14 protein-coding genes are annotated in these 16,222 nt (G+C 71.2%); 9 read left to right on the plus strand and 5 right to left on the minus strand.

The genetic code is table 11. The features are described from left to right. Nucleotides 1–91: 91 nt before the first annotated feature. The 3 genes from ACOQPP_RS03140 to ACOQPP_RS03150 are packed head-to-tail and all read left to right on the plus strand — an operon-like array spanning nucleotide 92 to nucleotide 3,672. Nucleotides 92–1,528, plus strand: coding sequence for an amidohydrolase family protein (locus ACOQPP_RS03140; protein ID WP_419165723.1), 1,437 nt, complete (start codon nucleotides 92–94; stop codon nucleotides 1,526–1,528). A gap of 22 nt (nucleotides 1,529–1,550) precedes the next feature. Next, on the plus strand, nucleotides 1,551–2,981 hold the full coding sequence (locus tag ACOQPP_RS03145) for an amidohydrolase family protein (RefSeq protein WP_419165724.1): 1,431 nt from the start codon (nucleotides 1,551–1,553) through the stop codon (nucleotides 2,979–2,981). A 16-nt stretch (nucleotides 2,982–2,997) separates the two neighbouring features. Beyond that, nucleotides 2,998–3,672 carry a nitroreductase family protein gene (locus ACOQPP_RS03150; RefSeq protein WP_420635862.1) on the plus strand — a complete coding sequence of 225 codons (675 nt, stop codon included), beginning with the start codon at nucleotides 2,998–3,000 and terminating at the stop codon, nucleotides 3,670–3,672. Here the strand turns inward: ACOQPP_RS03150 and ACOQPP_RS03155 are convergent. Next, entirely contained in the window at nucleotides 3,632–4,723 is a 1,092-nt protein-coding gene (locus tag ACOQPP_RS03155; RefSeq protein ID WP_419165726.1) for a Glu/Leu/Phe/Val dehydrogenase dimerization domain-containing protein, read from the minus strand. The two genes, ACOQPP_RS03150 and ACOQPP_RS03155, sit on opposite strands and share 41 nt — an antisense overlap. Nucleotides 4,724–4,864: 141 nt before the next feature. Here ACOQPP_RS03155 and ACOQPP_RS03160 point away from each other — a divergent pair, with 141 nt between their 5' ends. Next, complete coding sequence (locus ACOQPP_RS03160; protein ID WP_420635863.1) at nucleotides 4,865–5,458, plus strand: hypothetical protein; 594 nt, start codon at nucleotides 4,865–4,867, stop codon at nucleotides 5,456–5,458. Between the two features lie 53 nt (nucleotides 5,459–5,511). Beyond that, nucleotides 5,512–6,051, plus strand: coding sequence for a DNA-3-methyladenine glycosylase I (locus ACOQPP_RS03165; RefSeq protein WP_419165728.1), 540 nt, complete (start codon nucleotides 5,512–5,514; stop codon nucleotides 6,049–6,051). Here the strand turns inward: ACOQPP_RS03165 and hemH are convergent. Beyond that, on the minus strand, nucleotides 6,002–7,093 hold the full coding sequence (gene hemH, locus ACOQPP_RS03170; RefSeq protein WP_419165729.1) for a ferrochelatase: 1,092 nt from the start codon (nucleotides 7,091–7,093) through the stop codon (nucleotides 6,002–6,004). The two genes, ACOQPP_RS03165 and hemH, sit on opposite strands and share 50 nt — an antisense overlap. Before the next feature lie 149 nt (nucleotides 7,094–7,242). On the opposite strand from hemH, the gene hemG reads away from it, so the two are divergent. Continuing rightward, on the plus strand, nucleotides 7,243–8,508 hold the full coding sequence (gene hemG / locus ACOQPP_RS03175; protein WP_419165730.1) for a protoporphyrinogen oxidase: 1,266 nt from the start codon (nucleotides 7,243–7,245) through the stop codon (nucleotides 8,506–8,508). 42 nt (nucleotides 8,509–8,550) lie between these two features. Here hemG and hemE read toward each other — a convergent pair whose 3' ends face one another. Beyond that, nucleotides 8,551–9,564, minus strand: a complete 1,014-nt coding sequence (hemE, locus tag ACOQPP_RS03180) for a uroporphyrinogen decarboxylase (RefSeq protein WP_419165731.1) — start codon at nucleotides 9,562–9,564, stop codon at nucleotides 8,551–8,553. Between the two features lie 114 nt (nucleotides 9,565–9,678). Between hemE and ACOQPP_RS03185 the strand changes: the two genes are divergently transcribed. Together ACOQPP_RS03185 and ACOQPP_RS03190 are read left to right on the plus strand one after the other, a co-directional pair. Then, nucleotides 9,679–11,418: an N-acyl-D-amino-acid deacylase family protein gene (locus tag ACOQPP_RS03185; RefSeq protein WP_419165732.1), complete on the plus strand. Its 1,740-nt coding sequence runs from the start codon at nucleotides 9,679–9,681 to the stop codon at nucleotides 11,416–11,418. 4 nt (nucleotides 11,419–11,422) lie between these two features. Beyond that, nucleotides 11,423–11,941: a TlpA family protein disulfide reductase gene (locus ACOQPP_RS03190; protein ID WP_420635864.1), complete on the plus strand. Its 519-nt coding sequence runs from the start codon at nucleotides 11,423–11,425 to the stop codon at nucleotides 11,939–11,941. Between the two features lie 31 nt (nucleotides 11,942–11,972). Here the strand turns inward: ACOQPP_RS03190 and ACOQPP_RS03195 are convergent, their stop codons facing one another. Beyond that, the gene (locus tag ACOQPP_RS03195) at nucleotides 11,973–13,727 is read right to left on the minus strand and encodes an ABC transporter ATP-binding protein (protein ID WP_419165734.1); all 1,755 of its coding nucleotides are present in this window, start codon (nucleotides 13,725–13,727) and stop codon (nucleotides 11,973–11,975) included. Between the two features lie 109 nt (nucleotides 13,728–13,836). Between ACOQPP_RS03195 and ACOQPP_RS03200 the strand changes: the two genes are divergently transcribed. Continuing rightward, entirely contained in the window at nucleotides 13,837–14,895 is a 1,059-nt protein-coding gene (locus tag ACOQPP_RS03200) for a COX15/CtaA family protein (RefSeq protein WP_419165735.1), read from the plus strand. Here the strand turns inward: ACOQPP_RS03200 and ACOQPP_RS03205 are convergent. Then, nucleotides 14,892–16,181 carry an acetyl-CoA C-acyltransferase gene (locus ACOQPP_RS03205; RefSeq protein WP_419165736.1) on the minus strand — a complete coding sequence of 430 codons (1,290 nt, stop codon included), beginning with the start codon at nucleotides 16,179–16,181 and terminating at the stop codon, nucleotides 14,892–14,894. The genes ACOQPP_RS03200 and ACOQPP_RS03205 overlap by 4 nt on opposite strands. Nucleotides 16,182–16,222: the final 41 nt, after the last annotated feature.

A 16,222-nucleotide genomic window follows, 5' to 3' on the forward strand; every position in this document is an offset into this window, starting at 1 on the left:
GGAGGGCATCCGGCTGCCGGGATGGCGGGCCCGCGGTAGGTTTCCCGAATCGGATCGTACGGCTTCGCCCCGACGCCCCGAGGAGATTGCAATGAAGAAGTTCATCGCCACGCCCGCCGCCCTCGTCCTCCTGCTCGCGCCGGCCCCCCTGCCGGCCCAGGCCGCGGCCGAACTCGCCCCCGAGACCTCCGACTTCGTGGCCATCGCCGGTCCGACCGTCGTGCTCACCGGCGTCAAGGTCATCGACGGCACCGGCGCGGGCGCGCGATCGAACCAGACGGTCGTCATCGAGGGAAACCGCATCACCGCCGCGGGTCCGGCCGGCACCGTGGACGTGCCCGCCGGGGCGGACGTGCGCGACCTGTCGGGACACACCGTGATTCCCGGCATGATCGGGCTGCACAACCACATGTTCTTCATGGGCGCCGGCGGCCGCATGTCCCAGGGCATGATCTCGTCGCCGCGCCTCTACCTCGCCTCGGGGGTCACGACGATTCGCACCACGGGCAGCGTGTCGCCCTACGCCGACCTGAATGTGAAGTCGAACATCGAACGGGGGCTCGCCCCGGGGCCGCGCATGCATGTGACCGCCCCCTACGTGACCGGACCCAATCCGGCGCTCGGAGACATGGCGCAGGTGACGACGCCCGAGGAAGCCCGGCGTTTCGTTCGCTACTGGGCCGGGGAGGGCGTCTCCTGGATCAAGGCGTATACGACGATTCGCCGCGCGGAACTCGCCGCCGTCGTCGAGGAGGCGCACGCGCAGGGGCTTCGGGTCACGGGACACATCTGCTCGATCACCTTCCAGGAGGCCGTCGACCTCGGGATGGACAACATCGAGCACGGCTTCGGGACCGCGACGGACTTCGACCCGCGCAAGCGGCCCGACGAGTGCCCGCCGAACTCGATGGTCGTGGTCGGCGAGCAGGGGGACCCGACCGGGGAAACGGCGCGAGCCCTCATCCTCTCGATGGTCGAGAACGGGGTGGGGATGACGTCGACGATGGCCGTGATCGAACCCATGACCAAGGGCCGGGCCGTTCTGGAAGAGCGGACGCTCGAGGCGATGGCGCCTGAGGTGCGCGAGGACTACCTGGAGACCGTGGATGCGATCGAGGCGAACCCGGAATGGCCCTTCACCGAGGCGCACCTGCAGAAGAACATGGCGTTCGAGCGGGGCTTCGTCGAAGCGGGGGGCGTGCTCGCCGCCGGCGTGGACCCGACCGGGATCGGAGGGGCGATCGCGGGCTTCGGAGACCAGCGCAACTACCAGCTCCTCATTGAGGCGGGCTTCGATGCGCCGACCGTCGTGCGGATCATGAGCGCCAACGGCGCCCGCATCATGGGGGTGGACGATGACCTCGGGACGATCGAACCCGGCAAGCTCGCGGATCTCGTCGTGCTCGAGGGCGACCTCGAGTCGGACTCCGAGATCATCAGGAACGTGACCGTCGTGTTCAAGGACGGCGTGGGCTACGACTCGGAGAAGCTGATCGTTTCCGTGAAGGGGATGGTCGGGATCCGCTGACGCTGGATCGGGGAGAGAGAAAATGACGATGTCCAGGATCTTCGCGGCGCTGACCGCGGCGTCGATGGCGGGCGGGCTCGCAGGATCGCTCGCGGGCCAGGGCTACGACCGGCTGTCCGAGGAGACGCGCGACTATGTGGTGGTACGCGAGCCGATCGTGGCGCTCGAGAACGTCCGCGTCGTCGATGGCACGGGCGGCCCCATTCTGGACGACCAGACCGTACTGCTGCGGGATGGCCGGATCGCCGCCGTGGGTCCATCCTCGGCCGTCAGCGTGCCGTCAGGCGCCGAGCGGCACGATCTGAGCGGGCACACCGTGATTCCGGGCATGGTCGGCATGCACGACCACCTCTTCTACACGGCGGTGGGGGGCCGCCGCGTGCAGCTCGGCTACAGCGCGCCGAGGCTGTACCTGGGGTCCGGGGTCACGACGATCCGGACGACCGGCAGCGTCACGCCGTTCGCGGACGTGCACCTCAAGGAGGCGATCGACCGAGGCGACTCGCCCGGGCCGCGCATCCACCTCACCGCGCCCTACATCACCGGCTCGTCGGGTGCCCCACACCAGGCGCGCATGACCTCGCCCGAGCAGGCGCGACGCTTCGTCGAGTACTGGGCGGGGGAGGGCGCCACCTGGGTGAAGGCGTACACGTCGATCGGAAGCGCCGAACTGGGAGCCGCCATCGAGGAGGCGCACCGCCTGGGGCTCCGCGTCACCGGGCACCTGTGTTCGGTCAGCTTCCAGGAGGCGGTCGAGCTGGGCATCGACAACCTTGAGCACGGCATGCTGACGGCCTCCGATTTCGTCCCGGACAAGGAGCCCGATCGCTGCCCCGGAAACATCATGCAGCGTGCCGGCGGCTCCGATCCGACGGGGCCGGTTGCGATGGAGACCATCGAGGCGATGGTGGAGGCCGGCGTGGGACTCACCGCCACGCTGGCGGTCTACGAGGCGTTCTTCCCGGACCGTCCCGTGGTGGATGATCGCACGCTCGACCTGATGACCCCCGACCTGCGGGAGGCGTACCTCGACGAGCGCGGCAGAATCCAGGAGGTCGGTCCGGATCCGTCCAACTTCCAGAACGAACTGCGCTTCGAGAAGGCGTTCGTCGACGCCGGCGGACTGCTCGCCGCCGGGGTCGATCCGACGGGGAACGGCGGGGCTCTCCCCGGCTTCGGAAACCAGCGGAACTTCGAACTCCTGATGGAGGCCGGCCTCTCCACGGCGCAGGCGGTCCAGGTGGTCAGCGCGAACGGCGCCAGGATCCTGGGGGTCGACGAGGAGCTGGGCACCATCGAGGCGGGGAAGGTGGCGGACCTCGTCGTGCTGGCCGGAGATCTGGAAGCCGACCCTTACACCATCCGCGCGGTCCGCTGGGTGTTCAAGGACGGCGTCGGGTACGACTCCCCCGAGCTGATCCAGGCAACCCGCGGTCTCGTGGGGATCCGCTGATCTCTCTGTCCGCGCGATGATGGACGGCGGCTCGTACCGTCCGGTCCCGCTCTCGACCTTCACGCGGCGCGACGAGGTCGAGATGGCGCGGCGCGCCCGGGCCTTCCGGGACGAGATGCGGCGTCGGCGGACCGTCCGCGACTACTCCCCCGAACCGGTGCCCGGGGAGGTCATCGACGCCTGCATCGAGGCGGCGGGCACGGCCCCCAACGGCGCGAACCGTCAGCCCTGGCACTTCGTCGTGGTCGGCGACCCCGCCGTCAAGCACCGCATCCGGGAAGCGGCCGAGCACGAGGAGATGGACTTCTACGAGCACCGCGCCCCGCCCGAGTGGCTCGAGGCGCTCGCCCACCTGGGGACGGACGAACACAAACCGTTCCTCGAGACCGCGCCCGTACTCATCGCCGTCTTCGCCGAGAAGTACGAACTGCGCGGGGAAGAGAAGCTCAAGAACTACTACGTGACGGAATCCGTCGGCATCGCCACCGGCATCCTCATCACGGCGCTACACCACGCGGGACTCGCCACGCTCACGCACACACCGAGTCCGATGGGCTTCCTCAACGAGATCCTCGACCGGCCCCCGAACGAGCGGCCCTTCCTGCTCCTCGTCGTCGGCTATCCGGCGGCGGACGCGCTCGTTCCCGACATCACCAGGAAGCCGCTGGACCGCATCGCCTCCCGCCGCTAGCGGCGTGGCGGGCGAGGAACCCCTGGGCGTGACGGTGGGCTGCGTGAAGCGGGGACTCTCCGGCGGCGGCCGCCTCCTCGAACATCTCCCGCAGCGCCGACCCGAGCCGCTCGACGCGGGCCCGGAGGCGGGCCGGGTCCCGCTCCCCATGATGGATGTGGCCGAAGGCGACGGCCCCCCCGGCGTTGATCACGTAGTCGGGCGCGTACAGGATCCCGCGCTCGTGCAGCGCCTCGGCGTCGGCCTCCGAGAGGAGCTGGTTGTTGGCGGAGCCCGCGACGATCGAGCACTTGAGCCGGGGGATCGTGTCGGGGTTGAGCGTCGCCCCGACCGCGCAGGGCGCGTACACGTCGACCTCGACGTCCCACATGCGGGCGCCGGACACCACGGAGCCGCCGAAGCGCTCGCTCGCCTCGAGGGCGGCCGCCTCCCGAACGTCCGTCAGATGGAGCGTCGCGCCGGCCTCGGCCAGCAGTCCCGCCAGCGGGAGTCCGACGTGGCCCAGCCCCTGGATGAGCACCGATCGGCCGGCGAAGTCCGCGTCACCGAAGCGGTGCTCGAGGGCGGCGCGCATCCCGGCGAACACGCCCAGCGCCGTGTACGGCCCCGGGTCGCCCGGCTTTCCGTCGACCAGACCCACGGCGTAGCCCGAGATGGCCCCGATACGGACCATGTCGTCGGGCGTCGTCCCGAGGTCGACGCCGGTCTGGAAGGCGCCCCGAAGCGAAACGAGACGCGCGGCGTACCGGTCGATGAGCCCGGCGCGCGCCTCCGGATCCAGCTCCGCGGGGACGGCGAGCACGGCCTTGCCGCCGCCGAAGCGCATCCCGACACTCGCCCACTTGTATGTCATGCCCTCGGCCAGGCGCATGGCGTCCACGAGCCCGTCCACCGGAGTCTCGTACGAGGTCATCCGCGTGCCGCCCGTCGCCGGCCCGAGCCGCGTGTCGTGCATGGCGATGAAGACCCAGCTGCCGGTAGCGCGGTCGTGCCAGGAGACGACGGCCTCGCCCCCCCAGGCTTCGATGCGATCGAGGAAACTGCGGGTCATTTCCTCTCCGTACGCAGAAGGTTGCGAGCGTGGACCGGAGTATCGTACGCATCCCTGGCCGGCGACGTTGCGGAACTCGGGGGGCAGGTCGAGCGTATCGGTTGGACAGGGGCGTACGACGCGGGATCGGAGGGCGGTGGGATGACATTGTTTTTCGGAGATATGCTGCCGCCGTCGGCGGAGGACGAGCGCCGCCGGGAACACGTCCTCGTCGGCACCGCCTCCCCCGTCGAGCTCGACGTCCACCCGGTCGAACACGATCTGACGCCGAACGGCGCCGTGTGCATCGGATCCTTCCACGAGAAGCGGGCCATCGGCCGCTGCGCGATCCCCGCCGGGAGCGCTCGGGATTTCCTTCGCATGGACCTCTTCGACAAGCCGGTGGCGCTCGCCCTCAATGTCCGGAAGGGCGGGCCGGGGCTGGAAGGCAGCCTGCTCGCGCTCGTCCCCATGGAGCGGGCCACACGCGGGGGGCGTGAACCGGACGAGCCCTGGAAAGCGAGCGTACCGGGGTCCGGGTACGACGCGGCGTCCGGGTCGGACGGCGACGACTCCTCGTCCACGCAACTCGTCGGCATCTTCCTCGGCGAGGTCGTCCGCTTCGAGGGGGACCGTCGGGAGCCGGCGTCGCTGCTGCGCGAGGCCGCCGACATGCTCGCCTGCGTGATCCGCGGACAGGTCGCGAGCGTCGGCGGCCGCGTGATCGAACACCTCACCGCGCCCCCCCGGAGCTGAGCCCGACAGGCGACGGCCTCTCCCGCTGTACGTGGGCGGGTCGCGAGGCGCGCATGGTGGCGTATCACGACACCGAGTGGGGCGTTCCGGTGTCGGATGATCGCATTCACTTCGAGTTCCTCGTCCTCGACACGTTCCAGGCCGGTCTTTCGTGGGCGGTCATCCTCCACAAGCGGGAAACTTTTCGTCAGGCGTTCAAAAACTTTGCTCCTTCTGTTGTATCGTTGTTTACGGAAGATGATATAAAGCGTCTTCGAGGTGATGCATCCATTGTTCGCAACCGGGCGAAGATCGAGGCGACGGTGACGAACGCGGCGCGCTTCCTCGAGATTCAGGAGGAGTTCGGGACGTTCGACGCCTTCGTCTGGTCCTTCACGGGGGGACGGACGCTCCGCAACCGCTGGCGGGAGCCGAGGGAAGTGCCGGCGTCCACGCGGGAGTCTGAATTCATGTCGAAGGCGCTACGCCAGCGAGGGTTTCGCTTCGTGGGGCCCACGATCTGCTACGCGTACATGCAGGGGGCCGGCATCGTGAACGACCACGTCACGCCGTGCTTCCGGCACGAGGAGGTCCGTCGGCTGGCGCGCCGTTGAAGCACAGATCGGCCCCGGGCCGGCAGTGGCACGAGGTGCGGCGGGGAAGACCCGGAACCTCGACCCCCAGCGCCGCCAGCGTCAGATCCGCCAGCACCTCGGCGAACGCCTTGTCGTCGTGCGGTACCCCCACGCGCTCGAACTCGAGGCCGAGTTCCGCGGCTTCCGCCGCCAGCTCCACGTCCAGCTCCATGAGCGTTTCCGACTGCTCGTGCATGAAGCTGATGGGGTCGACGACTACCTTCGACACGCCCGAGAGGCTCTCCATCGCGGCCTCGATCCCGGGCTGGGTCCAGGCGATCCCCCGGTTCGAGTGGTTCTGGTAGCCGAGCGTCCACGCCGCGACCCCGAGTGCGCGGGCCAGGGTCTCGCACCACTCCTCGACATAGTCCACGTAGCGAGAGCCCTCCTCGACGTAGCGAAGCGGCGTTCCGTGCGCGCTGAAGACGAGGCGCAGGGCCGGGTCGTTCAGGCTCCAGCCCGCGTCGGCCGCGGTTCGGCGGATCGCTTCCGCGCGTAGCCCGACGTAGCCGGGGTGCCGATGCCAGCCCGTGACGCGCCGCACCTCGGGACGCCAGCCGAGTCGGTCGAGCGCCCCGTCGACTTCGGCCAGAGCCGCGACCGAGGTGGACGGGCCGCAGAGGGGGTAAACCGGCACGGCCACGATCGAGGCGGCACCACGCCCCCGCAGCCCGGCCAGCGCCTCCTCGATCGAGGGGTCGGTGAACTGCATCCCCACCGCGCTGTCCATCGGGCGACCACGAGCCTCGAGGGCCCGCTGCAGCGCGTCCGCCTGGGCGGCCGCCTGCCGGTCGAGCGGCGAGCCCCCGATCCGCTCGTAGGCTTCGAGCAGGCCCGGGGTTCGCCGCCGCGCGAGTTCGCGGCTTCGTTCGCGTGCGGCCGCCGCGTCGACCTCCGGTTCCAGTCGCGCGTTGGCGAGGAAGATCCGCTCGAGGAAACGGGTGACGGCGCCGGAGTCCGGCGTGCCCGGTTCACCGAAGTTCAGGAGCAGGACGGCGGGTCGGGGGGCGGGGCTCGGCATCTGTCGTCATCTCGGGGTCCGTGACGACCCCGCCGGTTACGGGGGGGCGGGGCGCGGGAAGGGAACATATCGGCCGCGTCCCCGGCTTGCCCGTCTCGCAACCGCTCGGGAGCTTGCCGCCTCCGGTCGGCGGTCTGAAGGGGGAGGGCATGCGAGTCGGAATCATCGGCGGAGGGATCACCGGGCTGGCGCTCACGCACGCGCTCGCGAGACTGGGCATCGACTCGATCCTGCTCGAGAAGTCCGGGGAAGTCGGTGGCGTGATCCGGACCGCGCGCCACCGCGGCCGCGTGGTCGAACTCGGCCCGCAGCGGACGCGGCTCGTGGCGCCCGTGCGGCGACTCGTGGAGGACCTCGAACTCGGTTCGGAGATCGTCGAGGCGAAACCCGGAGCGCGGCTCTTCATCTGGGCACGCGGGCGGCTGCGCGTCGTGCCGACCCGCCCCTTGGGACTCCTGGCGGGGGACCTGCTGTCACCGGCGGGGCGCGCGCGGGTGGCGCTCGAACCGTTCACCGGCGGGCTCGATCCGGGCGAGTCGGTGGCCCGCTACTTCCGCCGCAAGGGCGGGGGCGAAGCCTACCGGCGGCTGTTCGGGCCGCTCATCTCCGCCACCTTCGGGTCGGATCCGGAGGCCATGCCGGCGGGCCGCGTCCTGCCGATGCTCCTCGGGCCGCTCGGCGTGAGGCGCAGCCTGCTCGCGGCGGCCCGCCGCTGGCAGCCCGAGGCGTCGCGCGCCGCGTGCACCTTCCGCGCCGGCATGTCGACGCTGCCATCGGCGATCGCGGCCCGGCACCGGGAGCGGGTGCGGCTTTCGGCCCCCGTCGAGCTACTTCGGCGCTCCGGACGGGGGTTCGAGATCGGCCACGGCGGCGCGCGTCCCGACGCCGAGGTCGTCGACGAGGTCATCATCACGACGCCGGCGCCCGACGCGGCCCGCCTCCTGCGGACCGTGTCGCCGGAGGCCGCCGACCGGCTCTCCCGGCTACGGTACAACCCGATCGTCGTGTGCCCGCTCGAAGTCGAGGGGGCGGGGGAGGGGTTCGGCTTCCAGGTCGCGTTCGGCGAAAGCTGGCGCATGCGCGGCGTGACGTGGAACGCGTCGCTGTTCGGGCGTGAGGGTGTTTGCACCGCCTACCTCGGGGGTGGTCTCGATCCCGAGGTCGCCGGCTGGGACTCCGCTCGTCTCGCCTCGACGGCCGCTGCCGAGTACGAGGCGATTCACGGGGCGGCGGCGGCCCCGATCTGCACGGCGCGCCCGCGCCTGCCGGCGTACGATGCCTCGTGGCGGGCGCTCGACGGTCTCGAACTCCCCCGCGGGATCACGCTCGCGGCCGGCTACACCGGGCGCCTGGGCATCTCGAGTCGTATCGCCGAAGCCGAGGCCGTCGCCCTGCGACTCGCCGCGAAACGGTAGGGCCGCGTTCCCGCGGGAACGTCCCCGGACGCTCTCTCGGCCTCAGCCCGGCGTGCTCCAGCGGTGCACTTCATCGACCACGGCAGCGATCACGCGGGGGTCGGAATCGGGGTGCAGGCCGTGCCCGAGGTTGAAGATGTGCCCCGGCCGTCCCCCGGCGCGGCGCAGGACGTCGCGCGTTCCGGCCCGGGCCGCTTCCTCGCCGGCCAGGATGCGGGCCGGGTCGAGGTTCCCCTGGATCGCGCGTTCCGTGCCGATCCGCTCCCACGCTTCGTCCAGGGGCAGGCGCCAGTCGACCCCGATCGCGTCTCCGCCGGCTTCCGCGAAGGCCGGGTGCGCGGCGCCGTAGTGCACGGTCGGAATCCCGCGCTCGGCAAGTCGTTCGAGGAGGCGCCGGGAATGGGGAAGCACATGGGCTCGATAGCTGTCGGGATCGAGCACGCCGCACCACGAGTCGAACACCTGGATTGCGCCGGCGCCCGCTTCGTGCTGCGCGATGGCGAACTCGGCGAGGTGTTCGGCCCAGAAACCGGCCAACCGGTCCCACAACCCCGGGCAGCGGAGGATGAAGCCCCGCAGTTGCGCGAGTCGGCTGTCGCGCGGCCCGCGGGCCAGGTACGAGCAGAGGGTGAAGGGGGCCCCGACGAATCCGATCACGGGCCGCTCCGCGTCGGCCGCGAGCAGGCGGATCGCCTCGAGCACGAAACCGAGACGCTCCCGCGGGTCGAAGGGGCGCAGCCGGTCCACGTCCTCGAGCCCCCCCCACGGAGGCAGGGGGACGGGTCCCACGCCGGGGCGGAGTTCCACCTCGACCCCGGCCGCCTCGAACGGCGTCGACAGATCCATGAACAGGACCAGCGCGTCCACGTCGAAGTAAGCCAGCGGCAGCCGCGTGACGTGCGCCGCCGCCTCCGGATCGCGGACGAGTTCGAGGAAACCGCGCTCCCGCCGCAGCTCGCGGTACGCGGGGAGAGAACGGCCGGCCTGCCGCATGAACCACACGGGAGTCCGTTCGACGGGTTCGCGCGACAGCGCGCGGAGAAGGAGATCGTTCATCGCTCGCCGATCTACGGCGGCCACCCCCGAGGCGCAAACCGGCGGGTTGGACCCGTGCGTGCGCGGGCGTAGCTTGGCGGTGCGAGAGCCCGGGTCCATCACAGTGGAGCGATCATGAACCGCCGCGCCGCGCGCACGCTGCTGTGTGCCGTCACCCTCGGAATCGTCAGCTCACCGCCTCTTTCCGCGCAGGAGGGGGCGCAGAACCAGAGCTTCGACGTCGTCCTGCGCGGGGGGCGGGTGCTGGACGGCACGGGGAACCCGTGGTTCCGCGCGGATGTCGGGATCCGGGGCGGCCGGATCGCTGCGGTCGGGGATCTCTCGAACGCGACCGGCGCGCGCGTGATCGAACTCGACGGGCGGCACGTCGTCCCCGGATTCGTCGACATCCACTCGCACGCGGACGACGACCTCGACGCGGAGGGAGATGACGGAAGCGAAGGCGCGCGCCGCCGCGCGGCCCCCAACCTGGTGAGCCAGGGCGTCACCACGGTTGTGGTCAACCAGGACGGCCGGTCTCCGTGGCCGATCGCGGATCAGCGCGCGCGTCTGGAGTCCCGCGGTCATGGGCCGAACGCGGCGCTCATGGTCGGCCACAACACGATCCGCGGCATGGCGCTCGGCGACGACTTCATGCGGCCCTCGACCCCCGCCGAGGTCGAGCGCATGACGGAGATGGTCGAGCAGGGGATGGCCGAGGGCGCGTACGGCCTCAGCGCGGGACTCGAGTACGTTCCGGGGATCTGGAGCGAGACCTCCGAACTCTTCCCGCTCGTCGAGGCGGCGGGGCGGGGAGGCGGCGTGTACATCGTGCACGAGCGCAGTTCCGGCATGACGCCGATGTGGTTCTGGCCGAGCCAGGACGATCCGGGGCCGCCGACGATGATCACGACGGTGCTCGAAGACATCGAGGTCGCCGAGCGCACGGGCGTGACGACGGTGGCGACCCACATCAAGGCGCGAGGCGCGGACTTCTGGGGCGCGGGGCGGGCCCTCGTGGACCTGATCGAACGGGCCCGGGCGCGCGGGGTTCCGATCTGGGCCGACCAGTACCCGTACAACACGACCGGCAGCGACGGGAATACGGTCCTCCTCCCCCGCTGGATCTTCCCGAACCGCGGGCCCGGCGGGAGCCTCGCGGGCGGGCCGGGCGCCGAGGTCGACTACGCCGAGGCGCTGCGCGAGGCGCTCGGGGATCCCGAGCGGGGCGAACAGGTCCGGCTCGACATCGCGCACGAGATCGGCCGCCGCGGCGGGCCGGAGAACCTCGTCATCATGGACCATCCCGAGGAGAGTCTGGTCGGAAAGACGGTGGCGGAACTGGCGGCCGAGTGGGACGCGTTCCCGGTCGAGGTGGCGATCCGGCTGCAGCTGGAAGGCGACCGCGCGCGGCCGGGCGGGGCCCGTGTACGAGGGTTCTCGCTGTCGGAGATCGACGTCGAGGAGCTCTCCGCCCATCCATGGCTGGTGACGGCCTCCGACGCCGGGATCGCGCTCCCGGGGGATGGCCCGGTCCACGCGCGCTTCTACGGGACGTTTCCGCGCAAGATCAAGCGCTACGCGATGGACCTGCGCGTCCTTTCGGTGGAGAGTGCGGTCCGCTCCATGACCACGCTTCCAGCGCAGGTTCTCGGGCTCCGCGACCGGGGCCTGATCCGGCAGGGGCTCGTGGCGGACATCGCGGTCCTCGACCTCGATGAGCTTCAGGACAACGCAACGTTCTTCGAGCCGCACCAGTACGCCTCGGGCGTCGACTACGTGATCGTGAACGGCACCTTCGTGGTCGACGACGGCGAGCTGACCTGGGCGCTGCCGGGCGTCGTCCTCACGCCGGACGCGGGCGACGGGGGTTGACGGGATGATGACCGGGCGGGGCGCCGTCGCCCTCGTCGCGCTGATCGGACTCGGGTGCGGGGCGGGCGACGAAGCGCCGGACGCGGCCCCGGCCGAGGTGCCCTCGGGGGCGAAACGCGCGCCCGACGCGACCTTCCGCACCCTGGAGGGCGGCGAGGCGAGCCTCCACGACCTGAGGGGCAACGTGGTCATCGCGAACCTGTGGGGCACCTGGTGCCTCCCGTGCCGCGATGAGCTGCCGGAACTCGTCGAGCTGGCCCGGTCCTACGCCGACCGGCCCGTCATCGTCCTCGGACTCGCCGTCGAGTCCGGCGACCCGGAGGAGATCCGCGATTTCCTCGCCGGCTTCGGCGCGGACTACCCCAACTGGATGCTCGGGATGGACGACGCCGTCGCCACGTTCGAGGCAGTGGGTTTCCCCACCACCCTGATCGTGGACCCCGAAGGGTGGATCCGGAAGGCGCTTCTCGGTCCCCAGACCGTCGAGTCGCTTGGCGAGGAGATCGACGCCCTCCTCCCCTGAGCCTGACCCCTCCGCAGGGCCGGACGGCCGACTACGCGAGCTGCTGGCCCTCGTACAGGCGGGCGTACAGTTCGCAACGGTCGATGAGGTCGTCGTGCGGGCCGAGGTCCACCAGCCGTCCGCGATCCAGGACCAGGAGCCGGTCGGCGCGCCGCACGGTGCGCAGCCGGTGCGCGATGATGACCGTCGTACGCCCCTCCGAAGCGGCCTGCAGCGCCTCCTCCACCAGCGCCTCGCTCTCCGCGTCCAGACCGCTCGTCGCCTCGTCGAGGATGAGAATCGCGGGTTCCTTTAGGAGGACGCGTGCGATCGCGATCCGCTGCCGCTGGCCGCCCGAGAGCCGCACGCCGCGCTCGCCGACCATCGTCTCGTAGCCGTCCGGCAGGCGCTCGATGAACTCGCGCGCGTGCGCCCCCGCGGCCGCGACCTCGATCGCCGCGTGGTGCGCGCCCGGCCGGCCGTAGGCGATGTTCTCCGCGATCGTCCCGGCGAAGAGAGGGTGGTCCTGCGGGACGACGCCGATCCGTGACCGGAGCTCCGCGAGGCCGCACTCGCGCACGTCCACACCACGCACCCGCACCCCCCCTCGCGTGACATCCCAGAAGCGGGGGATGAGTGAGGCGAAGGTCGTCTTCCCGGCGCCGCTCGGGCCCACCAGAGCGAGGACTTCGCCCGGAGCGATCGTCGCGCCGATCTCCTCCAGGGCCCAGGGTTCCTCCTCTCCGTACCGGAACCACACGTCTTCGAAGGCGATCTCCGGCGGTCCGTGGCCCGCGAGTGACCTGGGGTCGGCCGGTTCGACGATCGTGCTCTCTCGATCGAGCAGGTCGAACACGCGGCGCGCGGCGCCCTGCGCCTCCTGGTACGAGCCCCAGAGCGAGGCCAGCGCCATGATCGCCGCCGCCACGGAGAAGGCGTAGAGGAGGAACGACACGAGCTGCCCGGCCGTGATCTGGTCCGCGAGCACGAGCCGCCCTCCCTGCCAGAGGACGATCACGATGCCGCCGAACGCGGCGACCGTGAGGACCCCGAACAGCACGGCGCGCACGACGGCCCGCGAGAGCGCCGCCTCGAGCGCGGCGTCGATTCCGGCGCGGTACCGCGCGCGCTCCCACCTCTCCCGGACGAAGCTCTGCACGATCTCGATCTGGCCGAAGGCTTCGTCCGCGACCGCGTGCGCCGCGGCGAGACGGTCCTGCACCTCGGTGCTCCGCCGCCGGAGCAGCCGCCCCAGCGCGAAACCGGCGAGCACGACGATGGGGGCCACCGCCAGCGTCGTCAGCATGAGTTGCCAGTGGAGGAGCGTGAGCAGCACCAGCGCGCCGACCAGGAAGAGGATCTGCCGCACGAGTTCGGCGATCTGGTGCCCCATGATCTGCTGGAGCGTCGAACAGTCGGAAGCCAGCCTGGAGGTGAGTTCACCGCTCGGCCGGCGGGCGTGGAACCCGGGAGAAAGCCCGACCAGTTTCGAGAACAGTTCGTCACGCAACCGGGTCACGACGCGCTCGCCGGTCGCCCCCAGCCAGTACGTCTCCCCGAAGTTGAACAGGCCCTGGAGCGCGAAGAGTCCCAGCAGGCCCAGCGCGATCGCGCCTAGGAGCGCCGCATCCCCGTCGCCGAACGCGGCATCCATCAGGTAGCGTACGACGAGAGGGAAGACGAGGCCGATCGCGGTGCTCAGGAGGAGACAGATCGCGGCCCCGGCGAGGGCGGGCCGATGAGCCCGCAGCCTCGGGGCGAGCCGCTTCAGCGCGAACAGCGAAATGCGTGCTCCGGAGTCCGACATCGCGCTTGGCCTCTCCACCGCCCCCGTCTATCTTCCGCGCCCCGGTGTTCCCGGCAGGAGCCGGAAGTTCGCACGGGCCACGAAGCCGGCGCAACGCGCCGCGGAGACCTTGAACACACCGCCCCACATCCACATCGGATCGCCGCGCGACGCGCGCCTCGTCGCGGCCTGGCTTCTCGTCGGATGCGTCCTCGTGGCGTCGACGCTGATCCTGGGGGGTGTGACGCGCCTCACCGGATCGGGCCTCTCGATGGTCGACTGGGAGCCGGTCGGCGGAGCCGTTCCGCCCTTCACCGTGGAAGCCTGGGAGCGGGAGTTCGCGGCCTACCAGGCCTCGCCCGAATACCGGCTCGTGAACCGGGGGATGTCGCTGGCGGAATTCAAGCGCATCTTCCGGTTCGAATACGCGCACCGGCTGCTGGGACGCGTCATCGGGCTCGTCTTCATCGTGCCCTTCGCGGTGTTCCTGATTCGCCGGATCATCCCGCGTCCGCTGATCCCGAGGCTCCTGCTCATCTTCGCGCTCGGGGGGGCGCAGGGGCTACTCGGCTGGTGGATGGTGCAGAGCGGGCTCGTCGACGTCCCCCGCGTGAGTCCCTACCGCCTCACCGCGCACCTCGCGCTCGCCGTCCTCGTCTATGCGATCACGCTGTGGACCGCGCTCACGCTCCTGCGGCCCCGCGCCGGGGCCGCGGAGTTCGACTCGGGATCGGGAAGGAGGCTCGGGATCGGGTCCGCCGTCGTCCTCGGCCTCGCAGCGCTCACCATGCTCTCGGGCGGCTTCGTGGCGGGGCTCGACGCCGGGCTCGTCCACAACACATTTCCCAGGATGGGGTCCGACTGGATCCCGCCCGACCTCTTCGCGGCCAGCCCCTGGTGGCTCAACCCGTTCGAGAACCGGACCACGGTGCAGTTCGATCACCGCGTCCTGGCCTACCTTCTCCTCGCGGTCGTGACCGCCCTGTGGTGGGGCTGCGCGCGGCATGCACCAGGGGCGGCCCTGAAGTGGGCGCACGCGGGCTTCGCGGCCGTATGGATGCAGGCGGTGCTCGGGGTCGCCACGCTCCTCCTCTTCGTCCCCATCCCCCTCGCGGTGCTCCATCAAGCGAACGCGCTCGTCCTCTTCACCGCGCTCCTGGGCCTGACCTTCGAACTGCGGCGCTGCTAGCAGGACTCCAGCAGCGCCACGTGGCCGAGACCCCCGGCGGCGCAGACGCTGACGATGGCCCGCGTCCCGGCCGGCCGGTCCGCGAGTTCGACCACCGTCTGGGAGAGGATGCGCGCCCCGGTGGCGCCGAAGGGATGACCGAGAGCGACGCTGCCCCCGTTCGGGTTGATGCGTTCCCGAGGGAACGCGCCGAGACCGTCCTTCGCCGGCGAGCGCGCCGCGAGCCATTCCGGACTCTCGAGCGCGGCCACCGTGCACAGGACCTGCGCGGCGAACGCCTCGTGGATCTCCCACAGCCCGATGTCGTCCAGCGACAGCCCGTGGCGGTGCAGCAACTGCGCGATCGCGATCGCGGGTGCGATGAGGAGCCCTTCCCGCTCCGGGTCGATCGCCGCCTGCCGCCAGTCGACCAGCCGGGCCCGGGGCAGGGAATCCGGAAGCGCCGACAGACCCGCTTCCGAGGCGACCCAGCACGCCGCCGCCCCGTCGGTGAGCGGCGACGAGTTGCCGGCCGTGAGCGTCCCCGCCGAACGGGAGAACGCGGGGCGAAGGCCGGCGAGCTTCTCCGGCGAGGTGCCGGGGCGGGGCAGCGTGTCGCCGTCCACCGGGAAGGTGCCGGGGGTCACGAGGAGGGATCGGAAGAACTCCCCGCCGTTCCGGGTGGCCCCCTCGTGGCTCGCGAACGCGAAGCGGTCCTGCGCCTCCCGCGGGATCCCCCATTCCCGCGCCATCTCCTCGGCGTGCTCACCCATCGTCTTCCCCGTGGTGCGCTCCGCCACGGCGGGCACCGAAATGCGGAGGTCGCGCGGGCGGATGCCGCCGAGCGTCCGGACCATGCGGGGGAAGCTGCCGGCGCGCCCGGCCCGCCGGATCTTCCTGCTGAGCCCCTGCGAGAGTCCGATCCGAGTGTGGCTCATCGACTCGACGCCGCCGCAGAGCACGAGGTCCGCTCTCCCGGCCCCGACCTGTCCGGCCGCGTGGGTGGCGGCGGCGAGCGAAGTCGCGCACGCCTGGACGATGCCCTGCGCCGGCACGGCGGGGTCCAACCCCGAATCGAACCAGACCTCCCGGCCCCAGTTACTCACGGTGAGGGAGGGGATGACGGCGCCCCACAGGACGAGGTCGATCCCCGCCGCGGCATCCCGGCCCGGTCCGCGGTCGCCCGCGACCGTTTGCTGGATGACCGGCGCGGACAGGGCGAGGCCGTCGTAGCGCGCCAGTTCACGATCCATCTTCGTGAACGGGGTGCGCAGGCCGGGGAGGACGAAAGCCGAACCGGGACTCATGCGTGGCATCCTATCGAAGGTCCTCCCAAGATGGAACGTCT

Origin of the sequence: Candidatus Palauibacter sp. (genome assembly GCF_965222475.1) — a bacterium.
Classification (GTDB): domain Bacteria; phylum Gemmatimonadota; class Gemmatimonadetes; order Palauibacterales; family Palauibacteraceae; genus Palauibacter.